Raw genomic sequence first — 19382 nt, 5'->3', positions numbered from 1 at the left:
CGATGGCGCCCCGTCGGGACGCCCGGGGGCGCTGCCCCCTGACCCCCGGAGATGTAGGGCCAAGATGAAGGAGGAGCGGAGATGGGCGGCCGTGTGGGTGTAATTTGCTTGGTGATTGCTTTGGGGAGGCGCAAAAAGGGGGGAGGGCCGTGCATAGTGGGGCTTTGTTGAAGGGGAGGGGTTTTGGATGGACATGAAAGATATTGCGCGGGCGCTGGCGGAGGGATGCCGCGCCGGGGGCGCCAAGGTGCGCGAGAACCTAGATGCGCTCTACGCTGACGACGCGGTGTCAGTGGAGGCCGCCGATATGGGCGGGCAAGGGCGCGAGACCCGTGGTAAGGCCGCGATCCATGGTAAGCACGATTGGTGGGATAGCGCGATGGAGGAATACGGCTCCAGCGTCACCGGGCCGTTCTATCATGGCGACGATCAGTTCAGCCTTTATTTCGAGGTCGATGCGACCGACAAGGAGAGCGGGCGGCGCATGCAGATGAAGGAGATCGGCGTCTATCACGTCGCTGAGGGCAAGATCGTGCGTGAGGAGTTCCACTACCTCATGGACGACGCGTAGGCGCGGTATCAGTCCTCGCGCCGGCCTTTCGAGGCGCGGGACAGGCGTTCCACGACGTCGTCGCCGGGGTCGTCGCCGAGCTCCATCGCCGCGGCGCTGGCAGCGGCCTTGGCAGAGCTGGTGAGACCCAGATCCTCAGGCAGAAGGGCGCGGGTCTGGCCGGTGACGAGCAGCGATTCCACGGCGATGCCTTCAGCATAGATGATCTCGTGGCTGTCGAAGACGATCTGATAGCTGTCCACGTGGCCGCCTTCCTCGCGCACCACGGTATCGCCGTTGACCAGCAACTCGGCCTTCACCATCACCTCGGCGCGGCCGGTATTGAGCTCGTCCCGGCGCTGCCAGATGAACAGGCGGTGCTGCGGCGAGAGGCGCAGGTCGCGCGAGGTGTTGAGCGTGCCCTCCGTGATCCGCACCGGTGCGGCGGCGCCCACGGCGCGGCGGGTCTGGAAGCCGATCCAGCGCACCGGCTGCGGCCCGTTTTCACGGGTCAGGAGCACATCTCCGACGCTGAGATGTTCCACCGGGATCTGCTTGCCATTGGCCAGTGTCAGATGAGTGCCGGCGAGGAAGCTGACGCTGGCAATATCCGCGAACCTCTCGGGGGCGCTGGCGATCTCGGTGCCGACCAGCTCATATTCGTTGTCGGGCTTCAGGGTCGACAGCGGCAGGATATGCAGGGCCTGTTCGGTCTCTGACTGATGGGTGAGGATCAGCACCTCGACCACTTCCCCCGAGGGACCCATCAACATGTGGCAGGCGGAGATCGCCAGCGCATCGCCCGGCGTGCCGACATCGGAGGTCTCCGCAACGCAGGGCTGCCCGCCCTCGCCGCTGTCCGAGATGGCGAGGCGCGCCGCCTCGGCGCCGGTTGCCAGCTTGTAGATATCGCCGGGCAGGGCGTCATCCTCCAGCCCGATGCCGTCGCCCATGTTCGCCCCGGACGATACGCGGAGCGCTTGGGACGGGTAGGTGTCGAACCGGAACAGGGGTGGGTGAGCTGACAAGAGAAACGTCCTTCGAAGCGTGTCCCTCGCTTAGACAAGCGCAAGACGGGTCGGTCAAGGCTGGCAGAGGCGCGAGGGCGCTGCTAGGCAAGGCGCAATCGTTTTATCGGAGGGATCGTTCATGGACTTGGGAATCAAAGGCCGCCGCGCGCTGGTTTGCGCATCGTCGAAGGGTTTGGGGCGCGGCTGTGCCGAAGCGCTGGCCGAGGCAGGCGTCGATCTTGTGTTGAACGCGCGCGGTGCCGAGGCCTTGGAAGAAACCGCGCAGGCGATCCGCGACACTTACGGCGTGTCGGTGACCACGGTCGCGGCAGACATCACCTCGGACGAGGGGCGGGCCGAGGTTCTTTCGGCGGCGGGCCATGTCGACATCCTCGTGACCAACGCCGGTGGGCCGCCCCCGGGCATGTGGTCGGATTGGGATCGTGACGATTTCATCGCGGCGCTGGACGCAAACATGCTCGCGCCGATCGCGCTGATGACAGCGCTGATGCCGGCGATGATCGACAAGGGATGGGGGCGGGTCGTCAATATCACCTCGCAGTCGGTAAAGGCGCCGATCCCGGCACTGGGCCTGTCCAACGCCGCGCGCACGGGTTTGACCGGCTACGTCGCGGGCACCGCCCGTCAGGTGGCGCCGTTTGGCGTGAACGTGAACAACATGCTGCCGGGCATCCACGCGACAGACCGCGCGATCCAGTTGGACGGCGGCGTGTCGCAGAAAGAGGGAATCACGGTGGAGGAGGCCAAGTCCCGCCGCGAGCAGACGATCCCCGCCCGGCGCTACGGCACTCGGCAGGAATTTGGCGCGATGTGCGCATTCCTGTGTTCGGAGCATGCGGGCTTCATCGTCGGCCAGAACATCCTCTGCGATGGCGGCGCCACCAACGCCACGATCTGATTGGAACGGCGGCCCCTCCCACACGCGGAGAGGGGCCACCCTTCGGTGCCGGCACATCTTGGCGGGCACCGTTGAACCTGCTACGTCCCGAACCCGATTGAAATGATCGGAAAATCTCTTGTCTCCTGCCTCCCCTCCCGCTGCGCGTCTCAGCCTTGAGAATGTGTCGTGCCGTTTCGACGGACGGGACGTCGTGCGCGACGTCTCGCTGAGTGTGGGCGCCGGAGAGGTTCTTTGCCTGCTTGGCCCGTCGGGCTGCGGGAAATCCACGACCCTGCGCCTCATCGCCGGGATCGAGCGGCAGAGCGCCGGGATCATTCGCGCCGATGGCGAAGTGCTCTCGGGGGACGAGGTGCATATGCCGCCCGAGGCGCGGGGCGTCGGCCTGATCTTTCAGGATTTCGCGTTGTTTCCGCATCTTTCCGTGGCTCAAAACGTGGCATTTGGCCTGCACGGGACGAAAACCAATGTCTCGGCGCGGGTGACGGAGTTGCTGGAGCGCGTCGACCTTGCGGGATACGGCGACAGCCTGCCGCATATGCTCTCGGGGGGAGAGCAGCAGCGCGTCGCGCTGGCGCGTGCCTTGGCGCCGAGACCGCGAATCATGCTGATGGACGAGCCGTTCTCGGGCCTCGACAACCGTCTGCGCGATGGGATCCGCGACGACACCCTGGCGTTGCTGAAGGAAGAGGGCACCGCTGTCGTCCTGGTCACGCACGAGCCGGAAGAGGCCATGCGCATGGCCGACCAGATCGCCCTCATGCGGGATGGAAAAGTGGTTCAGACCGGCGCGCCCTATAATATCTACCACACGCCGGTAGACCGGGACGCCGCCGCTTTCTTTAGTGATATCAACGTGATCAAGGGCGAAGTTCATGGGGCGTTGACCGACACGGCCTTCGGCCAGTTCCTTGCGCCCGGCGTGCCGAATGGCACGCCTGTGGATATCGTGTTTCGCCCGCAGCATGTGAAGATCGACTTCGATCGCGGCGGTCGGGGTCCTAATCCCACCTCGCAGGATGGGACGCCTGCACGGGGCATCGTCAAGCGCGCGCGGTTCATGGGCCATGAGAGCCTCGTCGAGTTCCAGATGGATTTCGACGGCGGCATCGTGAAAGCCACCGTGCCGGCCGTTTTCCTGCCCAAACCCGGCACGCCGCTGTGGCTGACGATCCGCCGGGACCGCTGTTTCGTCTTCATGGACCGGCGCTGACCGGACAATCTTCGCTCAAACAGCAGGCAGCCGTTCACGATTTACGTTTTTGGGCTTTGATCTGGCGCTGCAAGATCATACCTATGCTTCAGCTATACAGAATTCAGACGTGCGCACGTCTGGAAGAGGGAGAACATCATGCTCAATAACATCGGACCCGCCGGTCTTATCCTGATCGCCGTTGTCGTGCTCGTCCTGTTCGGACGCGGCAAGATCGCAGGCCTCATGGGCGAAGTCGGCAAGGGCATCACCGCTTTCAAGGATGGCGTGAAATCGCCTGACCCGGAGATCGAGGATACCTCGGCTACCGCGGATGCGTCCAACGCCCGCGACGTGACGCCGGAAGAGCAGCGCACCGAGCGTGACAACGCCTGATCCCTGACGGGACGTTTGAGGGATTAGTGGTGTATGCCTGACATTGGCGGCATGGAACTGTTGGTCATCGGGATCGTGGCGTTGATCGTCGTGGGCCCGAAAGACCTGCCGAAGATGTTCAAGAAGTTCGGTCAGATCGTCGGCCGGGTGCGCGGCATGGCCCGCGAGTTCACCCATGCGATGAACGAAGCGGCCGACGGCACCGGCATGACCGAGATGAACCGCGACCTGCGCGCGGCGACCAAGTTCACCAATCCCAAGAATATGGCGAAAGAGATGATGGGTGATGTCCTCGATGACATCGACCCTTCAAAATACGAAGAGGGCTCGGCCACCCGCGCCATCGCCGAGAAGAAGGCGGCCGCGCAGAAGGATGCCAAGGAGCTTGCAGCCAAGGCCCGTGCGATCCGTGCCGAGAAGGCCGCCCGCGCCGCCGAGTTGAGCGGTGAGCCCGAAGAAGATGACGCCGTTGCACCCGCCGCGGCGGCCGAGCCGACCGCTGCAAAAGGCGAGGCGCCAGACGCGCCGGCGACACGGGCGAAAGCTGCGAAGCCGGCAAAAGCCAAGGCTAAGGCGCCTAAATCCAAGGCTGCCAAACCGGCGACGACTGCGAAAGCTGCCACCACGGAGCCCGCAACGACTGCGGCAGGTGAGGCGTCAGAGCCACAGGCAGGCCGCGAATGACCGAAACAGCCGCACAGAACCCTCAGCTTGAAGCCGATCCGACCGAGGAAGAGCTGGAAGGCGGCGCCGCGCCGCTGGTGGAGCATCTGGCCGAGCTACGCACGCGCTTGATCCGCTCGGTGCTGGCCTTCGTGGTCGGGATCATCGTCACCTTCACCGTCGCCGAGCCGATCCTGAACTTCATCTCGCAACCACTGGCCGAGGTGCTGCGCGACCGGGGCGAGGATGCGCGCCTGATCTTTACGGCGCCGCAGGAGAAATTCTTCGTCCTGATCCGCATCTCGATCATCATGGGCTTCGCAGTCTCTTTCCCGGTCATCGCGCATCAGTTGTGGCGCTTCGTGGCGCCGGGGCTGTACCGGGCCGAGAAGAATGCCGTCCTGCCGTTTCTTGTCGCCTCGCCCGTCTTGTTCCTGATCGGCGCGTCCTTTGCCCATTACGTGGTGACGCCGCTGGCGATGAATTTCTTCATCGGCTTCTCCGACGCGATCCCGGCGCTGGCCAATCTGATTGCCGGCGAAGGCACCTTCGAGAACCCGGCAGCAGAGGGTGAGATCCAGACCGTGTTCTTGGGATCGGTGAAGGAATCCCTCGATTTGGCGCTGAAGTTCATCTTCGCCTTCGGGCTCTGCTTCCAGCTTCCGGTTCTGCTGACCCTGATGGGGAAGGCGGGGCTGGTCTCGGCGCAGGGGCTGGCCGATGTGCGCAAATGGGCCGTGGTCGCGATCCTGACCCTTGCCGCGCTGGTGACACCGCCGGACGTCATCACACAGGTGATCCTCTTCACGGTGGTCTACGGCCTCTACGAGATATCGATCCAGCTTGTGCGGTGGGTCGAACATGCGCGGAACAAGCGTCTGCGGGCCGAGGGGATCCTCGGGGAAGACGAGGAACTTTAAGCCGTGGCCGCCGAGAGCTTTGCGTCGGAAGCGGCGCTTACCCGTATTGCAAAGGCCTTGGAGCGGCTGCGCCCGCCACCGGCTGCGATCCCGGATCTCGATGCAGCGGAAGCCTTTGTCTGGCATTCCGACCCGGACGCGCTGGAGCCTGTCACCGACGTGAACCGTGTCGATCTGGCCCTGCTGCACGGGATCGACCGGGCACGCGACACCCTGATGGCAAACACGCGCCAGTTCGCGCGCGGACTACCTGCGAACAACGCGCTTCTCTGGGGTGCGCGGGGGATGGGTAAATCCTCTCTCGTCAAGGCGGTGCACGCGGAGATCACGAAGGATGAACCGGGTCTGAAGCTGGTAGAGATCCAGCGCGAGGATCTGCCCTCTGTCGGCCGCCTGCTGGCGCTGCTGCGCGGCGTCGACGCGCGGGTGATCCTTTATTGCGATGACCTGTCGTTCAGCCATGACGATCAGCATTACAAATCGCTGAAGGCGGTACTGGACGGGGGCGTGACCGGACGGCCAGACAACGTGGTCTTCTACGCAACCTCGAACCGGCGCCACCTGATGCCGCGCGACATGATCGAGAACGAGCGCGGCTCGGCGATCAACCCGGCGGAAGCGGTCGAAGAGAAGGTTTCGCTCTCGGACCGTTTCGGGCTTTGGCTTGGCTTCCACAGCTGTGACCAGGATGCCTACCTGACGATGATCCGGGGCTACTGCGACGCCCATGGTGTCGAGATTTCCGACGCGGAACTGCGGGCGGAAGCCATTGAGTGGCAGGCGACGCGCGGCTCCCGGTCCGGCCGGGTGGCGTGGCAGTTCTTCACGGATTTGGCGGGCCGCCGGGGCGTTACGCTGAACGGCTAGCGGCGCGAGGGGGGCCAGCCCCCCAGGCGTGACCGCCTTCCCCCCGGAGTTGTATTTACCAAGATGAAGGAGCCGTCCTTACTGGGTGGCGGCGCGAATTCTCCGCAGGAGGTCGGCCTCTTCCGGGTCGGTTGGATCGTCTGGTGTCGGCGCCGCTGTGGGTGGTTGCGGGGCGGCCGGGGCGGGGCGCGTTGCGGAGGGGGCGGTTTGCCGGGGCGTGATCGGCTGCTCGGCCCGGGCGTCTTCGGCGGCGACCATGACCTTCAACGCGCGGTGATCCATCATTCTAGACCAGAGCGTCGGGAATAACGCGATGACCGCCATGATCGGCATGGAATAAGGCAGGGTGGGCACGCGCGCTTCGGGATCCAACCTCTCGTAGGGCCGGTCCGGGTGCATGTGGTGTTCTGAATGGGCCGGGGCGTTCATCATCAGGTAGCTGGAGAAACCCTTCGGCGCGTTCCAGCTATGGTGCGGGCCAACGGGCTCATAGCGAACATTGGGCAGGAGGAGGCGTTGCAAGCCGTAGTGCTGCACGTAGTCCGACATCAGGATCTGCGCGGCTGTGAGGCCAGCGAGGCCGATCAGGACAAGCGCGCCGCCGATGCCGGCCGTGAGCGTGACGATGACGAGGGTGAGCACCGCGCCTCCGAGCCAGAGCCAATAGGGGTTGCTGATGTGGTTCGGGCTCCGGCCTTTGCGTTCGAGGCGGTCGACCTCGCATTCGGCTCCCGCCTCGAACGAGCCGCGCCAGGCACGGGGGAGGTAGGCCCAGAAGCTTTCACCCGGGCGCGGTGTGTTCGGGTCCTCGTCCGTGCCGACATGGCGGTGATGGACGAGGCGATGTGCGGAGACGTGATGGCCAAAGCCCACGCTGGTATAGACCGCCGCCCCGAGGGCGCGGAGGGCCAATGGCGCACGGTGGATGAGTTCGTGGGCATTGGGGTGGCTGACCTGTCCGAAGAAGGAGGCTGTCGCAAGGAAGAGCGCAAGGGACTGGCCCAGGGTCAGGCTGCCTGAGGCGATGGCTGAGGTCGTCGAGAGCAGCAGGAGGAAGTGGCCGCAGGCAAGACCCACGGAGAGGGTGTCGGACCAGGGCAGGGTCTCTTCATCGGCTGGCGTGGGCGCGGGCGGTGCCAACAGCCTGTCCGCCACCGCTGCAACGAGCGTGAGCCAGGCGAGGGCCAGCCATGCAAAGCCGCCCCATGCCGTGCCTGCCAATAGGAGGAAGGCCAGCGGGGGCAAGGTGATCGCGGCATAGCGGGCGATGACGGGCATGGTCAGGCGGCTCCCTTCGGTCAACTCGGGCTCGCGGGGCGGGTAGCATTGCTTTCTGGCGAAAGAATGGCGCAGCGCCTTGGCCTTTCCAAGCACGGCTTTGGGTATTAGGTGAGAGTATAGGCTATACATAGGGTGCCCATGTCCTTTTTCCGCAAAATGAAAGATCGGATGTTCAAGTCCTCGTCAAAGCTGGACGAGGGGCTGGATGCGATCATTGAAGAGGGCGCGGAGGCGCCTGAGGTTGAGGCAGAGAAGGAAGCGCCGACGGCTCCGGAGCCTGAGGTTGAGGCGCACGACGAGCGTGTAGAGGAAGCGGCGTCCGAGGCTGTCGAGAGGCCCGCGCCTGAGGCTGTCGAGACGCCCGCACCCGCGCCGCTCGCGACACCGACGCCGGCGGTCGAGAAGCCCGGCATTCTCGGGCGGCTGATGGGGCGGTCCGCCGAGCCAAAGCGTGCGCTGGATGACGAGATGCTGGAGCAATTGGAAGAATTGCTCATCGCCTCGGACATGGGCGTCGATATTGCGCTGCGTGTCACGGCGAACATGGCAGAGGGCCGGTATGGCAAGCTGCTCTCCGCCACCGAGATCAAGTCGCTCCTCGCCTCGGAAATCACGCGGGTCATGGAGCCTGTCGCGCGACCCTTGCCGATTTATCCGAAGACGCCGCAGGTGGTGCTGGTCGTGGGCGTGAACGGCTCTGGCAAGACCACCACCATCGGCAAGCTGTCGAGCCAGTTCCGCGCGGCGGGCAAGAAGGTGGTGATTGCTGCGGGCGACACGTTCCGCGCCGCCGCGGTGGAGCAGCTTCAGGTCTGGGGCGACCGAGCGGGCGTGCCGGTGCTGACGGCCCCCGAGGGCTCGGATCCCGCGGCGCTGGCCTACGACGCGATGGTGAAGGCCGAGGCCGATGGCGCGGATCTCCTGATGATCGACACGGCCGGTCGGTTGCAAAACCGGGCCGACTTGATGGAGGAACTCGCGAAAATCGTGCGGGTGATCCGGAAGAAGGATCCCGACGCGCCGCACAACACGCTGCTGGTTCTGGACGCCACGACCGGGCAAAATGCGCTGCGGCAGGTGGAGCTGTTCGGACAGATGGCCGATGTCTCCGGCCTCGTGATGACCAAGCTCGACGGCACGGCCAAGGGCGGCGTTCTCGTTGCCTTGGCAGACAAGTTCGGTCTGCCTATCCACGCCATCGGTGTCGGCGAGCAGATTGATGATCTGCAACCTTTCGACCCGGAAGAATTCGCAGATGCCCTCGTCGGGCTTGAACGAAATTGATTTGTATCCACCAGCCCTGTGGATAACATGAGTGCTTGGCTGACCGCTATCGAAGGCACGCCGGCGGGCGCTCGGGTTGCGCTGTTTCTCGTCCTTCTGGCCGCCGTTCTGCATGCAGCCTTCGGGGCGCTTCAGAAAGGGCGGCACGACCCCCTGCTCTCACGCGGTGCGATTGATGCAAGCTACGGCTTGATGGCCGCGCCCGTCGCCCTTTTCGTTGTCCCATGGCCAGAGCCGCATATGTGGCCGATTTTCGCGGGCGTCTTCGTGATCCACGGCGGCTACAAGCTCGCGGTGCTCGGCGCCTACCGACGCGGTGCCTACACGGTCGTCTACCCGGTCATGCGCGGCACCGGCCCTCTCTTCACCGTGATCGGCGCTTGGCTGATCTTCGGAGAAACCTTCAACCCGACCCAATGGCTCGGCGTCGGCGTCCTTCTCGCGGGGCTCTACGGTTTGGCGGCTTACAACATGGCCCGTGTCACCCTCGCGCGCGATACGCTTGTGACCGCGCTCCTTTTCGCGGTGCTCACCGGTCTGTTCGTCGCGCTCTACACGACCTATGACGCTTACGGCATCCGGGCGACGGCGGACCCGTTCACCTTCCTCGCATGGTTCTTCTTCATCGACGGGCTGCTGTTCCCCATCCTCGCCGCGCGGTTCTACCTGCGTCTGACCGAGCGTCCCGCGCTTGGCCTCCTCGCACTGCGGGGCATTATCGGCGGCGTCATTGCCTTTGGCTCCTTCGGCTCAGTCATGCTGGCCACGCGCCTTGACCAGGTGGGGGAGGCCGCCGTCCTGCGCGAAACATCAACGGTTTTCGCGGCCCTCATCGGCTGGCTGTTCCTGCGAGAGCCTGTCGGCCCCGTGCGCGCCGCTTTGATGGCTTTGATCGCCGCGGGTGCAGTGATAGTGGAGGCTGCAGGTTAAGTCGCCTGCCACGCCTCGCATCCGCTGCGGAGGTGATTACCTATACGCCAGATCAAATTGACGGAGCCCCCATGTCCGAGCGTGAAACCAGCAACTGGCTGAAGCAGAGCCTTGAATTCGGCCCTGTTCTGGCGTTCTTCGTCGCCTTCTTCCTGCTGAAGGATGAAAGCTACCCGCTCTTCGGGCAGGCCGTCCAACCCTTCACCTTCATCACCTTCTGGTTCGTGATCCTGATGGTCGTATGCATGGGAGCCCTGCGCATCCTCACCGGCAAGCTCTCACGGATGCAGGTCATGACGCTGGTGCTCGTGGTCGTCATGGGCGGGCTGACCGTCTGGCTCGACGACGACCGGTTCCTGAAATTGAAGCCGACGCTGCTCTATGCCGCCTTCGCGGCGATCCTCGCCTTCGGCCTCTGGCAGGGGCGATCCTACCTCGCCGCGCTACTGGGAGAGATCCTGCCGATGGAGCAGGCCGGCTGGATGCTTTTGACGCGCCGCTTCGTGTGGTTCTTCGCAGCGCTCGCCGTGGCCAACGCGATCATCGCCGTGACACTCCCCTCGGGGGTCTGGGTCACGGTCAAGACCTTCGGCCTGCCGCTGGCCATGCTGGTGTTCATGGCGCTGCAATATCGCTTGATCGAGACCTACGGCCTCATGGACGACGCGGACCGGGCTTCCCCGGACGAGAGCGATCGGAAGCGGGGCGACTAGACGTGCCGCGCGCTGGCTTGCCGCCGCCGCCGCGCTTCTCCGGCGCAAAACGCGCGCCGGGGTTCTTCGGGTCTGGCCGGGCCGCGCCCTTCGGCGCCGGCTTCTTGCGGCGCTTGGGCTGAGCCTTCGGCTCGGCATGGCCCTCGGTCGCTGATTCCAGACCCAATTGGTCACGCAGCACGCGAGGCTTGATCTCTTCCACCTCGCCTTGCTTCAGCTCTCCCAACCGGAACGGCCCGTAAGAGACGCGGATCAGGCGGTTCACCTCGAACCCCAGTTCCGCCATGGCCCGCCGGATCTCGCGGTTCTTACCCTCGCGCAGGCCCACGGTGATCCACGCATTCGCCCCCTGAACCCGGTCTAGCGTGACTTCCATCGGCTGAAACTTCTCGCCCTCGGCCACGATCCCGCGGCGCAGGGGGGCGAAATCCTCGTCCTTGGGGTTGCCCTTCATCCGCACGCGATACTTCCTCAGCCAGCCGGTCGAAGGCAGCTCCAACTTCCGCTTTACCCCGCCATCGTTGGTCAGCAACAACAACCCTTCCGAGTTCATGTCGAGCCGCCCGATCGCCATAACGCGGGGCAGACCCTCGGGCAGTTTGTCGAACACCGTCTCGCGGCCCTTCTCGTCCGCGTTGCTGGTGACCAACCCCGTGGGCTTGTGATACATCCAGACGCGTGGCCGCTCGATTTCGGGCATCGGGGCGTCATCGACGAGGATCACGTCCGCCTCGGTCACGTTGAGCGCCGGGCTCTCGATCACCGTGCCATTCACCCGGACGCGCCCGGCCTCGATCATCCGCTCCGCCTCCCGACGAGAGGCCACACCCGCGCGGCTCAGCCGCTTCGCTATACGTTCACCATCAACCATGACCCTTCGCTACAAGTTTGACAGCGCCGTGGAAAGCGGCAACCACGGGGGCATGACCCAATTCACGACTTTCATGGATGCCGCCCTTGCCGAGGCTGAAGCCGCCGCCGCCCGCGGCGAAGTCCCCGTCGGCGCGGTCATCACCCGTGATGGAAAGATCATTGCGCGCGCCGGCAACAGGACCCGCGAGTTGCACGATCCCACGGCCCACGCCGAGATTCTCGCGATCCGCGCCGCCTGCGCGAGCCTGCAATCCGAGCGCCTGCCGGGCTGCGATCTCTGGGTCACGCTCGAACCGTGCCCGGCCTGCGCCACGATCATCTCGGCGGCTCGCATCTCGCGGCTCTACTTCGGCGCCGCGGATCCGAAATCAGGCGGCGTCCAACAAGGCCCGCGCATCTTCGCGCATTCCCAATGCCATCATGTGCCCGAGGTCTATTCAGGCTTGCTGGAGGCCCAAAGCGCGGCTCTCCTGCGCGGTTTCTTCGCGCGAAAACGCTAGCGGCGGGCACGCGCCGCTCCCCCTTCATCTTGGCCAATACAACTCAATCCCGCCCGCGCCACCAGGCGCGACAGGTCTGGTTCGCGGCGAAAGCAAAAACGCGTGGAGAGCTTGTAAGCCGGATTTTGTCCAGCCGAGGTTGCCCCCGGCCTGGATGACCATTCCTCTCGGCGCATGGTCACCCATGCGCTCCAGCTGCCAACCCGGACCGCGGGGATGAAGCCTCCCATAATGCGATCCCTATTCGGCATTGCTCCCGGGTGGGGCTTGCCATGCGGGCGCTGTTGCCAGCCCCCCGGTGGGCTCTTACCCCACCGTTTCACCCTTACCCGCCGTACCGCAGAGCGGTGCGAGGGGCGGTCTGTTTTCTGTGGCGCTTTCCGTCGGATTGCTCCGCCCGGGCGTTACCCGGCACCTTTGCTCCAGGGAGTCCGGACTTTCCTCGAACACGCACCCCAAGGGGCACGCGCACGCGGCCATCCAGCCCTCCACGCAGATCACGGGCTACGGCGCGGTGGTGTCCCGGTCAACCCCATAGCGCGCGGCGAGATCGGCCATCACGGCGCAATCCTCGCCGTCGAGCGGCCCGTGTTTCCACGGCCGAAACCGCATGCGCACGACCTCAAGCAACAGGTCGTCCTCGACGCTTGGGTAGCCAAAGGCTGCGGCGTCTGCCCGAAAACGCGCCGCATCTACCCAGTCTCCGCCTGCTTCCGACCAGACCGCAAGCCCTTGGCGAGCGAGGCGTTTCCAGTCAAACCGCCGACCGGGATCGATCTTGCGCCCCGGTGCCATGTCGGAATGGCCGATCACGCCCTCTGGCGGGATCTCCCACCTTGGCAGGATGCCTTGGGCCAAGAGACGCTCCAGCGCGGCCATGAGCGGTTCGGAAAAGGGCGAAAACCCGTCGTTGTCCAATTCGATCCCGATGGAGCGCGAATTCACATCGCCCGCTCCGCGCCAGGCGCCGGCGCCTGCGTGCCAGGCTCGCAGTGGCTCATCGACGAGCGACAGGACCTCGCCGTCGCGACCGATCAGGTAATGCGCCGAGACCTCGCGCGCCGGGTCGCACAGCGCCTTGGCAGCCCCGGCACAATCCTTCATCGCGGTGTAGTGGATCACCACCAGTTCCGGCGTCAGGCCGTTGCGCCTTTCGCCGAAGTTCGGGCTTTTCAAGCTCTTACCCGTCAATCGCGGGGAGTGCCTCGAAGGTTTCTACGGGGGCATTGGCCGACGCCCGCAGCGCGCTCGGGTCAAAGCCGCAGACGAATCCGTCGCCGTCCGGGTCCATCCCGTTCGGGTCGCGGTCCGGACCGCCGGCGGCAAGGAAATAGTCCTGCGCCTCGTCACGGGTCTCGAACTGCGCGCAGATCGCCTGACCATCGGCACGGAAAGGATTGCGGCGCCATTGGCGCTGGCCCGGCATGTGGGTGGTGCGCAGGGCGAAGGCCGCCACGCGCGGGATCAGCGGCGGCGGCAGGACGTCATCGGCCTGCTGCGGCTGGATGTTGTCGAACGCGCCACCGGTGCTGGCCTCCTCGGCCTCGGCGATTGCGCCTTCGGCCATGGCCGTCAGATCGGTGGGATCGAGGAAGGTCACATCACCGGTGGCGCCAGCTTCGATACCGACGCCGGCGGAGGCGGAGGGGACGGTCGCGGCGGAAATCTGCCCATTCAACGTCGCCTGGCGACCCTGCAACCCCTGCTGATCCGCGGCCTGCTGTGGCAGGGCAACATCATTGGGCGCAGTCGCGCAGCCTGCGAGAATCACGCAGGCAAAGGCGAAATATCGCTTGGAAACCATCACTGTAGCCTCATGTTCCGAGTGCCGCGAAGGCGGCACCAATCCGATTACATGGCGGCTTACCACCAACGCGCGGGTTTTTCCACAAACCCGGCCGCGCTCTCCAGCGCATAGGCGGTGTTCAGCAACTCACCCTCTTCCCACGGACGACCGATCAATTGCAGGCCAAGCGGCAGGCCATTGCGGTCCTTGCCCGTTGGTACCGCGACGCCGGGCAGGCCCGCGAGGTTCACCGTCACCGTGAAGACGTCGTTGAGGTACATCTCCACGGGGTCGCTGACCCGCTGGCCCAACTCGAAGGCGGCAGACGGGGTCGTGGGCGTCAGGATCGCGTCGACACCGGCGGCGAAAACCTCATCGAAGTCGCGCTTGATCAGCGTGCGGACCCGGCGGGCGCGGTTGTAATAGGCGTCGTAGAAGCCGGCCGACAGCACATAGGTCCCGACCATCACGCGGCGCTGGACCTCCGGGCCGAAGCCCTCGGCGCGGGTCTTTTCATACATCTCGGTAATGCCGTCACCCGGCGCCATCTCGGCCCGGTAACCGAAGCGCACGCCGTCGTAGCGCGCAAGGTTCGAGGAGGCCTCGGCCGGCGCAATCACGTAGTAGGTGGGCAGGGCATATTTCGTGTGCGGCAAGGAGATGTCGCGGATCTCGGCGCCTGCGTCCTTCAGCATGGCGGTGCCGTCTGACCAGAGCTGTTCGATCTCGGCGGGCATGCCTTCCATCCGATATTCCTGGGGAATACCAATGACCTTGCCACGGATATCGCCGGTCAGCATGGCTTCGAAGTCCGGTACTTCCAGATTTGCGGAGGTGCTGTCCTTCGCATCATGGCCCATCATCGCGCGGCCCATGATCGCGGCGTCACGGACGGTCTTGGTCATCGGACCCGCCTGATCCAGCGAGGACGCGAACGCCACGATCCCCCACCGCGAGCAGCGCCCGTAGGTCGGCTTCAGGCCAACCGTGCCGGTGAAGGCCGCCGGTTGCCGGATCGAGCCGCCGGTATCTGTGCCGGTTGCGGCAAGGCACAGGTCGGCGGCCACGGCCGAGGCGCTGCCGCCAGAGGAGCCGCCCGGCGTGAGCGACGCATCGGAATTGCCCGCGCGCCAGGGGTTCACGGCGTTGCCGTAGACCGAGGTCTCGTTCGACGAGCCCATGGCGAACTCGTCCATGTTCAACTTGCCGAGCATGACCGCGCCCGCGTCGCGCAGCTTGCCCGAGACCGTGGATTCGTATTCCGGCTTGAAGCCGTCGAGGATTTTCGATGCTGCCTGAGAGGCTACACCCTCGGTGCAGAACAAATCCTTAACGCCGATGGGGATACCGCACATGTCCGGCGCATCGCCCTCGGCGCGGCGCTGATCGGCAGCCTTGGCGCGTTCCAGCGCCAGCTCGGGCGTCTTGTGGACGATGGCGCCCAAGGCGTCTGCGCCATCGATCGCGGACAGGCAGGCTTGGGTCAGCTCGACGGAGGTGACCTCTCCCTTGCGCAGGGCGTCACGGGCGTCGGCGATGGTCAAAGTGTTGAGATCAGACATTATTCCACCACCTTCGGAACCGAGAAAAAGCCTTCACGGGCATCGGGCGCATTGGCCAGAACCTTCGCCTGCTGGTTGCCGTCGGTCACCACATCCTCGCGGCGGGGCAGGGCCATGGGCGTGACCGAGACCATCGGCTCGACGCCCTCGACATCCACCTCTTCCAACTGTTCGATGAAGCCCAGGATCGCGTTGAATTCCTGCGCCAGCTCGGGCAGCGCCTCGTCTTCAACCTTGATGCGGGCAAGTTTGGCGACCTTTGCAGCGGTCGCGACATCGATGGACATCGGCCAAATCCTCTCGTGAAATCAAACGCGGTTTACCTGCGGGGGAGAGGCGTCGCAAGCGCGGCGCGGGGACCGACTCATGATTTTCACCTCAATGCCCCATTTTGGTCCGATTACGCCGCCATCCAGCTCTCGGGGATAGGAAAAAGGCCACTACATGACTTGGAAATCCGAAGTTGGCATCGACGTCATCGCGCGCGTGTTGTTTACCGGTACGAGTTCTTATTTGTTTGTTCATTATCTTCTGCTTCCGCAACTTGTGCGCTTCGGCGTCAGCTTTCCGGCCTATTTTTACATTGGCGTCATCGCGACCACGATGCTCTCCGTGGTGATCAGCATTCTGACGCGGCCCAAGAAGGATGCTGCTGCCAAGGATGCGTCCGAGAGCCAGTCTGACGACCCCGACATGCACCCGGCGGAGTAGCGCACGCATCTCGTCCGGACCGAACGTTGCCAACGGCGCGCAGGATCTCTCCCGCGCGCCTTTGTCTTACAGAGGGCGGATCATCTCGACCGCCGGGAAGCTGATGCCCGGCCGCAGACGCACGTCGATCTCGCCGCGCCGCTGGAACCCCATGGAGGCGTAGAACGGCTCGGCCGTGCGGGTTGATTGGCACATCATCCACCGCACGCCCGATGTGCGTGCCGCCCGAAAGCTCCGCTCGATCAAAGACCGCGCCAAACCGCGCCGGAGCGCCTTGGGGTGGGTGACCACATGGCGGATGTGGCCGACGTCACGGGGGCCGACACCGCCCTGCGGCGCGCCGTGGGTCCAGCCGCCTGCCGCCAATGGGCCGTCCGGCCCTTCGGCAATGTAATAGGTGCCACAGCGCAGCAATTCCGGTTGTGCTCGGGTGATGAGAGGCAGGCATGTCACCAAGACGGAGGGCGCGTAATCCGCCTTCAGAAGGACCGGATAGCTCGCTTGCAGCAGGGCATCCACGTCCGACAGGTCTTCCGTCGTCGTCGCTCTGATCGTCATCTCATCTACCATGGCGTGTCCCTTCGTTGGCCATTGGTTGCCCCGCCGCCAGACTGGCTTTTGGACAAAGAAAAAGGGCCGCGTCGATCTCTCGGCGCGGCCCTTGATGTCTTTGGTTCGAAGAAGGCTTACTTGATCTTGCCTTCCTTGTATTCGACATGCTTGCGCGCGACGGGATCGTACTTTCGTACGACCATCTTTTCGGTCATCGTGCGTGCGTTTTTCTTGGTCACATAGAAGTGGCCGGTGCCTGCGGACGAGTTGAGGCGGATTTTGATCGTGGTTGGCTTCGCCATGGACAGGCTCCTTAATGTCGGGGCGGAGGGCTTACGCCACTCACGCAACAAACGGGTAGAGCGCGCCTTGTAACTGGGCCATGGGGGGAGTCAATACTCAAATGCTTTCCGAGAGGAAACTCGCGACAATTCCCGCCCCTCCCATCAGGGCCAGAGCCGCCAGAAGGTCCGTCTTGCGCCATAACAGCAAGGCGGCGGCGAGGCCTGAGAGGAAAAGGGCCGAAATGTCGATCGTTGTTGCATCCGGCACCCAGAGCCCGAGGCGATTGCGGTCGACCTCGGTGAACCAGACGTTGAGCGCGAACCAGATGGACAGATTGGCGATCACGCCCACGACGGCTGCGGTGATGCCCTGAAGCGCTCCGGTCAGGCGCGGGCGGGTGGCGATCCATTCCACATAAGGCGCGCCGGCGAAGATCCAGAGGAAGCAGGGCACGAAGGTGACCCAGAGGGTGACGAGCGCGGCCAGAAGGCCCAACCACCAGCCGCCAGCCTGCTCACCCGCCATGAAGCCCACGAATTGCGTCACGAGGATCAACGGGCCGGGCGTTGTTTCTGCAAGGCCGAGGGCATCCATCATCTGCCCCGTCGTCAGCCATCCGAAATTGCCCACGACCTCCTGCACCATATAGGCGAGCACGGCGTAGGCGCCGCCGAAGGTCACCACCGCGAGTGTCGAGAAGAAAAGCGCCACATCCGACAGGACTGGTGCGGCGAAGACCGCCAACAGGGCCACGGGCGCCAGCCAGAGCGCTCCCCAGATCGCGATGGTGCGGAGTGTTGCCGAGGTCGAAACTGGCGTCAGCGGGGCAGGCTCGGCCTCTCCCTGCATCAGAAGGGCGCCGACAAGCGCGGCGGTCAGGATGATGAGGGGGAAGGGCACTTCGAAAACGAAGATCGCGATGAAGGCCGCGAAGGCCAGTACCACCGCCGTGCTGCCGTTGAGCGCCCTAGAGGAGACCTTCAGAAGCGCCTGTAGCACGATGACGATCACCGTGGCCTTGATGCCCAAAAAGAGTGCCTCGACCAGCGGGACAGAGCCAAAGGCGGCGTAAAAGCTCGCCAATGCCAGCATGACAGCCGCGCCGGGGAGCACGAACAAAAGGCCTGCCAGCAGCCCGCCCATGGTGCCGCGAAGCCGCCAGCCCGCATAGGTCGCCAGTTGCATCGCCTCGGGACCGGGCAGGAGCATGCAGAAGCTCAGCGCCCCGAGAAATTGCTGCTCGGTCAGCCAGGGGCGCGTTTCCACGAGTTCGCGATGCATGAGCGCGATTTGCGCCGCTGGACCCCCAAACGACAGCAACCCGATACGGCCAAAGACGCGCAACATGTCGGCAGTGGGGGGCGGGGTCATCGCGGCTCTCCTTCTGCCTTGGAGGTAGCACGCAAGTCCGGCCTCACGCCATGGGGGATCGCGACAAATCACGCAGGCTGCGGGCCGCCTTGGCCTTGGTTACGCAAGCTATGGCCGACACAAAAAAAAGGGCCGCCCCGGGGCGACCCTTTCCGTGTCCATTTCCGTCAGATCACTCGCGATTGCCGAGGAAGCTGAGGATGATCAGGAACATGTTGATGAACGACATGTAGAGGTTCAGCGCGCCCATGATCGCGGATTTGCCGAGCCACTCGCTGTCACCATGCTGCGCGTGATCGATGTATTCCTGCTTGATCGTCTGCGTGTGGTACGCGGTCAGACCCGCGAAGACCAACAGCAGCAGCGCGGAGAGCGCCAGATCGAAGCCGGGGATCACAATGCCGAAGAAGGCGGACATCACGAAGGACAGCAGCATCAGGACGATGCCGCCGATCAGGCCCATCATCAGGAAGGCGCCCCAACCGGAGATGTCACGCTTGGTGGCGTAGCCGTAGAGGCTCAGACCCGCGAAGGCGGCAGAGGTCACGAGGAACGACTGGATGATCGACGCACCGGTGTAGACCGCGAAGATGTAGCTGATCGACATGCCCATCACGGCGGAGAAGGCATAGAAGAACAGCTGCGCGGCGGCAGCCGACGCGCGGGTAATGATCGCGCCGAAGGCGAAGATCATGCCGAGAGGCGCAAACATGACGATCCAGCCCAGGATGGTGGGTTGCAGCGTTTGCGGATCGTTGAGCAGCGAAAGCAGCGCGGGGTTCGAGCCGAAGGCCCAAGCCGCGGCGAAAGTGATCAACAGGCCAATCGACATCGTGCCGTAGACCTTGTTCATGTGGGCGCGCAGGCCTTGGTCAAGCTCAGCGGCGGAGCCGGCCATGCCTCGGGAGCGCATCGTCTGATATTCAGCCATGGGGTTCTCCATATTAACCGTCGGCCCGATCATCGGGCCCCTTAGGGTTGAATATCGTGCAGTTGGCGGCTTTTTTCAAGCAATTG

General features: G+C 64.5%; 23 protein-coding genes and 1 other RNA gene. 12 read left to right on the top strand and 12 right to left on the bottom strand.

The window, feature by feature from the left end:
- The first annotated feature begins 187 nt into the window (after positions 1 to 187).
- A complete protein-coding gene (locus KYE46_RS14695; protein WP_219001539.1) occupies positions 188 to 571 on the top strand; it encodes a nuclear transport factor 2 family protein in 384 nt (127 codons plus the stop codon).
- An 8-nt stretch (positions 572 to 579) separates the two neighbouring features.
- Here KYE46_RS14695 and KYE46_RS14690 read toward each other — a convergent pair whose 3' ends face one another.
- Positions 580 to 1578: a Hint domain-containing protein gene (locus tag KYE46_RS14690; RefSeq protein ID WP_219001538.1), complete on the bottom strand. Its 999-nt coding sequence runs from the start codon at positions 1576 to 1578 to the stop codon at positions 580 to 582.
- A 121-nt stretch (positions 1579 to 1699) separates the two neighbouring features.
- Here KYE46_RS14690 and KYE46_RS14685 point away from each other — a divergent pair, with 121 nt between their 5' ends.
- From KYE46_RS14685 to KYE46_RS14660, 6 genes are all read left to right on the top strand, one after another.
- Positions 1700 to 2479, top strand: a complete 780-nt coding sequence (locus KYE46_RS14685) for an SDR family oxidoreductase (RefSeq protein WP_219001537.1) — start codon at positions 1700 to 1702, stop codon at positions 2477 to 2479.
- 118 nt (positions 2480 to 2597) lie between these two features.
- Positions 2598 to 3692 (top strand): ABC transporter ATP-binding protein, encoded by a 1095-nt coding sequence (locus KYE46_RS14680; protein WP_219001535.1) that lies wholly within the window; start codon positions 2598 to 2600, stop codon positions 3690 to 3692.
- A gap of 138 nt (positions 3693 to 3830) precedes the next feature.
- A complete protein-coding gene (locus KYE46_RS14675) occupies positions 3831 to 4067 on the top strand; it encodes a twin-arginine translocase TatA/TatE family subunit (RefSeq protein ID WP_219001532.1) in 237 nt (78 codons plus the stop codon).
- Between the two features lie 51 nt (positions 4068 to 4118).
- Positions 4119 to 4751: a Sec-independent protein translocase protein TatB gene (tatB, locus tag KYE46_RS14670; protein WP_247716849.1), complete on the top strand. Its 633-nt coding sequence runs from the start codon at positions 4119 to 4121 to the stop codon at positions 4749 to 4751.
- Entirely contained in the window at positions 4748 to 5650 is a 903-nt protein-coding gene (tatC, locus tag KYE46_RS14665) for a twin-arginine translocase subunit TatC (RefSeq protein ID WP_219001528.1), read from the top strand. Before tatB ends, tatC begins: the two co-directional genes overlap by 4 nt.
- 3 nt (positions 5651 to 5653) lie before the next feature.
- Complete coding sequence (locus tag KYE46_RS14660; protein WP_219001526.1) at positions 5654 to 6517, top strand: ATP-binding protein; 864 nt, start codon at positions 5654 to 5656, stop codon at positions 6515 to 6517.
- 78 nt (positions 6518 to 6595) lie between these two features.
- Here KYE46_RS14660 and KYE46_RS14655 read toward each other — a convergent pair whose 3' ends face one another.
- The gene (locus KYE46_RS14655; RefSeq protein ID WP_219001525.1) at positions 6596 to 7795 is read right to left on the bottom strand and encodes an alkane 1-monooxygenase; all 1200 of its coding nucleotides are present in this window, start codon (positions 7793 to 7795) and stop codon (positions 6596 to 6598) included.
- A 141-nt stretch (positions 7796 to 7936) separates the two neighbouring features.
- Between KYE46_RS14655 and ftsY the strand changes: the two genes are divergently transcribed.
- From ftsY to KYE46_RS14640, 3 genes are all read left to right on the top strand, one after another.
- Positions 7937 to 9082 carry a signal recognition particle-docking protein FtsY gene (gene ftsY / locus KYE46_RS14650; protein WP_219001523.1) on the top strand — a complete coding sequence of 382 codons (1146 nt, stop codon included), beginning with the start codon at positions 7937 to 7939 and terminating at the stop codon, positions 9080 to 9082.
- A gap of 27 nt (positions 9083 to 9109) precedes the next feature.
- Entirely contained in the window at positions 9110 to 10012 is a 903-nt protein-coding gene (locus KYE46_RS14645) for an EamA family transporter (RefSeq protein WP_219005124.1), read from the top strand.
- A 71-nt stretch (positions 10013 to 10083) separates the two neighbouring features.
- Complete coding sequence (locus tag KYE46_RS14640; RefSeq protein ID WP_219001521.1) at positions 10084 to 10725, top strand: inner membrane-spanning protein YciB; 642 nt, start codon at positions 10084 to 10086, stop codon at positions 10723 to 10725.
- Here the strand turns inward: KYE46_RS14640 and KYE46_RS14635 are convergent.
- Entirely contained in the window at positions 10667 to 11596 is a 930-nt protein-coding gene (locus tag KYE46_RS14635; RefSeq protein ID WP_219001519.1) for a pseudouridine synthase, read from the bottom strand. The two genes, KYE46_RS14640 and KYE46_RS14635, sit on opposite strands and share 59 nt — an antisense overlap.
- A gap of 52 nt (positions 11597 to 11648) precedes the next feature.
- Between KYE46_RS14635 and KYE46_RS14630 the strand changes: the two genes are divergently transcribed.
- Positions 11649 to 12098, top strand: coding sequence for a nucleoside deaminase (locus KYE46_RS14630; protein ID WP_219001517.1), 450 nt, complete (start codon positions 11649 to 11651; stop codon positions 12096 to 12098).
- Between the two features lie 98 nt (positions 12099 to 12196).
- Here KYE46_RS14630 and rnpB read toward each other — a convergent pair.
- From rnpB to gatC, 5 genes are all read right to left on the bottom strand, one after another.
- Positions 12197 to 12590, bottom strand: an RNA gene (gene rnpB / locus KYE46_RS14625) — RNase P RNA component class A.
- Positions 12591 to 12602: 12 nt separating this feature from the next.
- Positions 12603 to 13274, bottom strand: coding sequence for an N-acetylmuramoyl-L-alanine amidase (locus tag KYE46_RS14620; protein ID WP_283095199.1), 672 nt, complete (start codon positions 13272 to 13274; stop codon positions 12603 to 12605).
- A 4-nt stretch (positions 13275 to 13278) separates the two neighbouring features.
- Complete coding sequence (locus KYE46_RS14615) at positions 13279 to 13902, bottom strand: hypothetical protein (protein ID WP_219001516.1); 624 nt, start codon at positions 13900 to 13902, stop codon at positions 13279 to 13281.
- Between the two features lie 59 nt (positions 13903 to 13961).
- Entirely contained in the window at positions 13962 to 15446 is a 1485-nt protein-coding gene (gene gatA / locus KYE46_RS14610) for an Asp-tRNA(Asn)/Glu-tRNA(Gln) amidotransferase subunit GatA (protein WP_219001514.1), read from the bottom strand.
- Positions 15446 to 15733: an Asp-tRNA(Asn)/Glu-tRNA(Gln) amidotransferase subunit GatC gene (gatC, locus tag KYE46_RS14605; RefSeq protein WP_219001512.1), complete on the bottom strand. Its 288-nt coding sequence runs from the start codon at positions 15731 to 15733 to the stop codon at positions 15446 to 15448. The genes gatA and gatC overlap by 1 nt, the downstream gene beginning before the upstream one ends.
- Positions 15734 to 15890: 157 nt before the next feature.
- On the opposite strand from gatC, the gene KYE46_RS14600 reads away from it, so the two are divergent.
- Positions 15891 to 16157 carry a hypothetical protein gene (locus KYE46_RS14600; protein ID WP_219001510.1) on the top strand — a complete coding sequence of 89 codons (267 nt, stop codon included), beginning with the start codon at positions 15891 to 15893 and terminating at the stop codon, positions 16155 to 16157.
- A 66-nt stretch (positions 16158 to 16223) separates the two neighbouring features.
- Here the strand turns inward: KYE46_RS14600 and KYE46_RS14595 are convergent, their stop codons facing one another.
- The 4 genes from KYE46_RS14595 to KYE46_RS14580 form a co-directional block, all read right to left on the bottom strand.
- Positions 16224 to 16727, bottom strand: coding sequence for a GNAT family N-acetyltransferase (locus KYE46_RS14595; RefSeq protein WP_219001508.1), 504 nt, complete (start codon positions 16725 to 16727; stop codon positions 16224 to 16226).
- A 116-nt stretch (positions 16728 to 16843) separates the two neighbouring features.
- Positions 16844 to 17011 (bottom strand): 50S ribosomal protein L33, encoded by a 168-nt coding sequence (gene rpmG, locus KYE46_RS14590; RefSeq protein ID WP_011454349.1) that lies wholly within the window; start codon positions 17009 to 17011, stop codon positions 16844 to 16846.
- A 97-nt stretch (positions 17012 to 17108) separates the two neighbouring features.
- Entirely contained in the window at positions 17109 to 18365 is a 1257-nt protein-coding gene (gene chrA, locus KYE46_RS14585; RefSeq protein WP_219001506.1) for a chromate efflux transporter, read from the bottom strand.
- A gap of 172 nt (positions 18366 to 18537) precedes the next feature.
- Complete coding sequence (locus KYE46_RS14580; protein WP_219001504.1) at positions 18538 to 19296, bottom strand: Bax inhibitor-1/YccA family protein; 759 nt, start codon at positions 19294 to 19296, stop codon at positions 18538 to 18540.
- Between the last annotated feature and the right edge of the window lie 86 nt (positions 19297 to 19382).

Origin of the sequence: Gymnodinialimonas ceratoperidinii (genome assembly GCF_019297855.1) — a bacterium.
Classification (GTDB): Bacteria; Pseudomonadota; Alphaproteobacteria; order Rhodobacterales; family Rhodobacteraceae; genus Gymnodinialimonas; species Gymnodinialimonas ceratoperidinii.
Note: the sequence above shows the minus strand (reverse complement) of the source record. Positions and strands in the feature narration are given on the sequence as shown.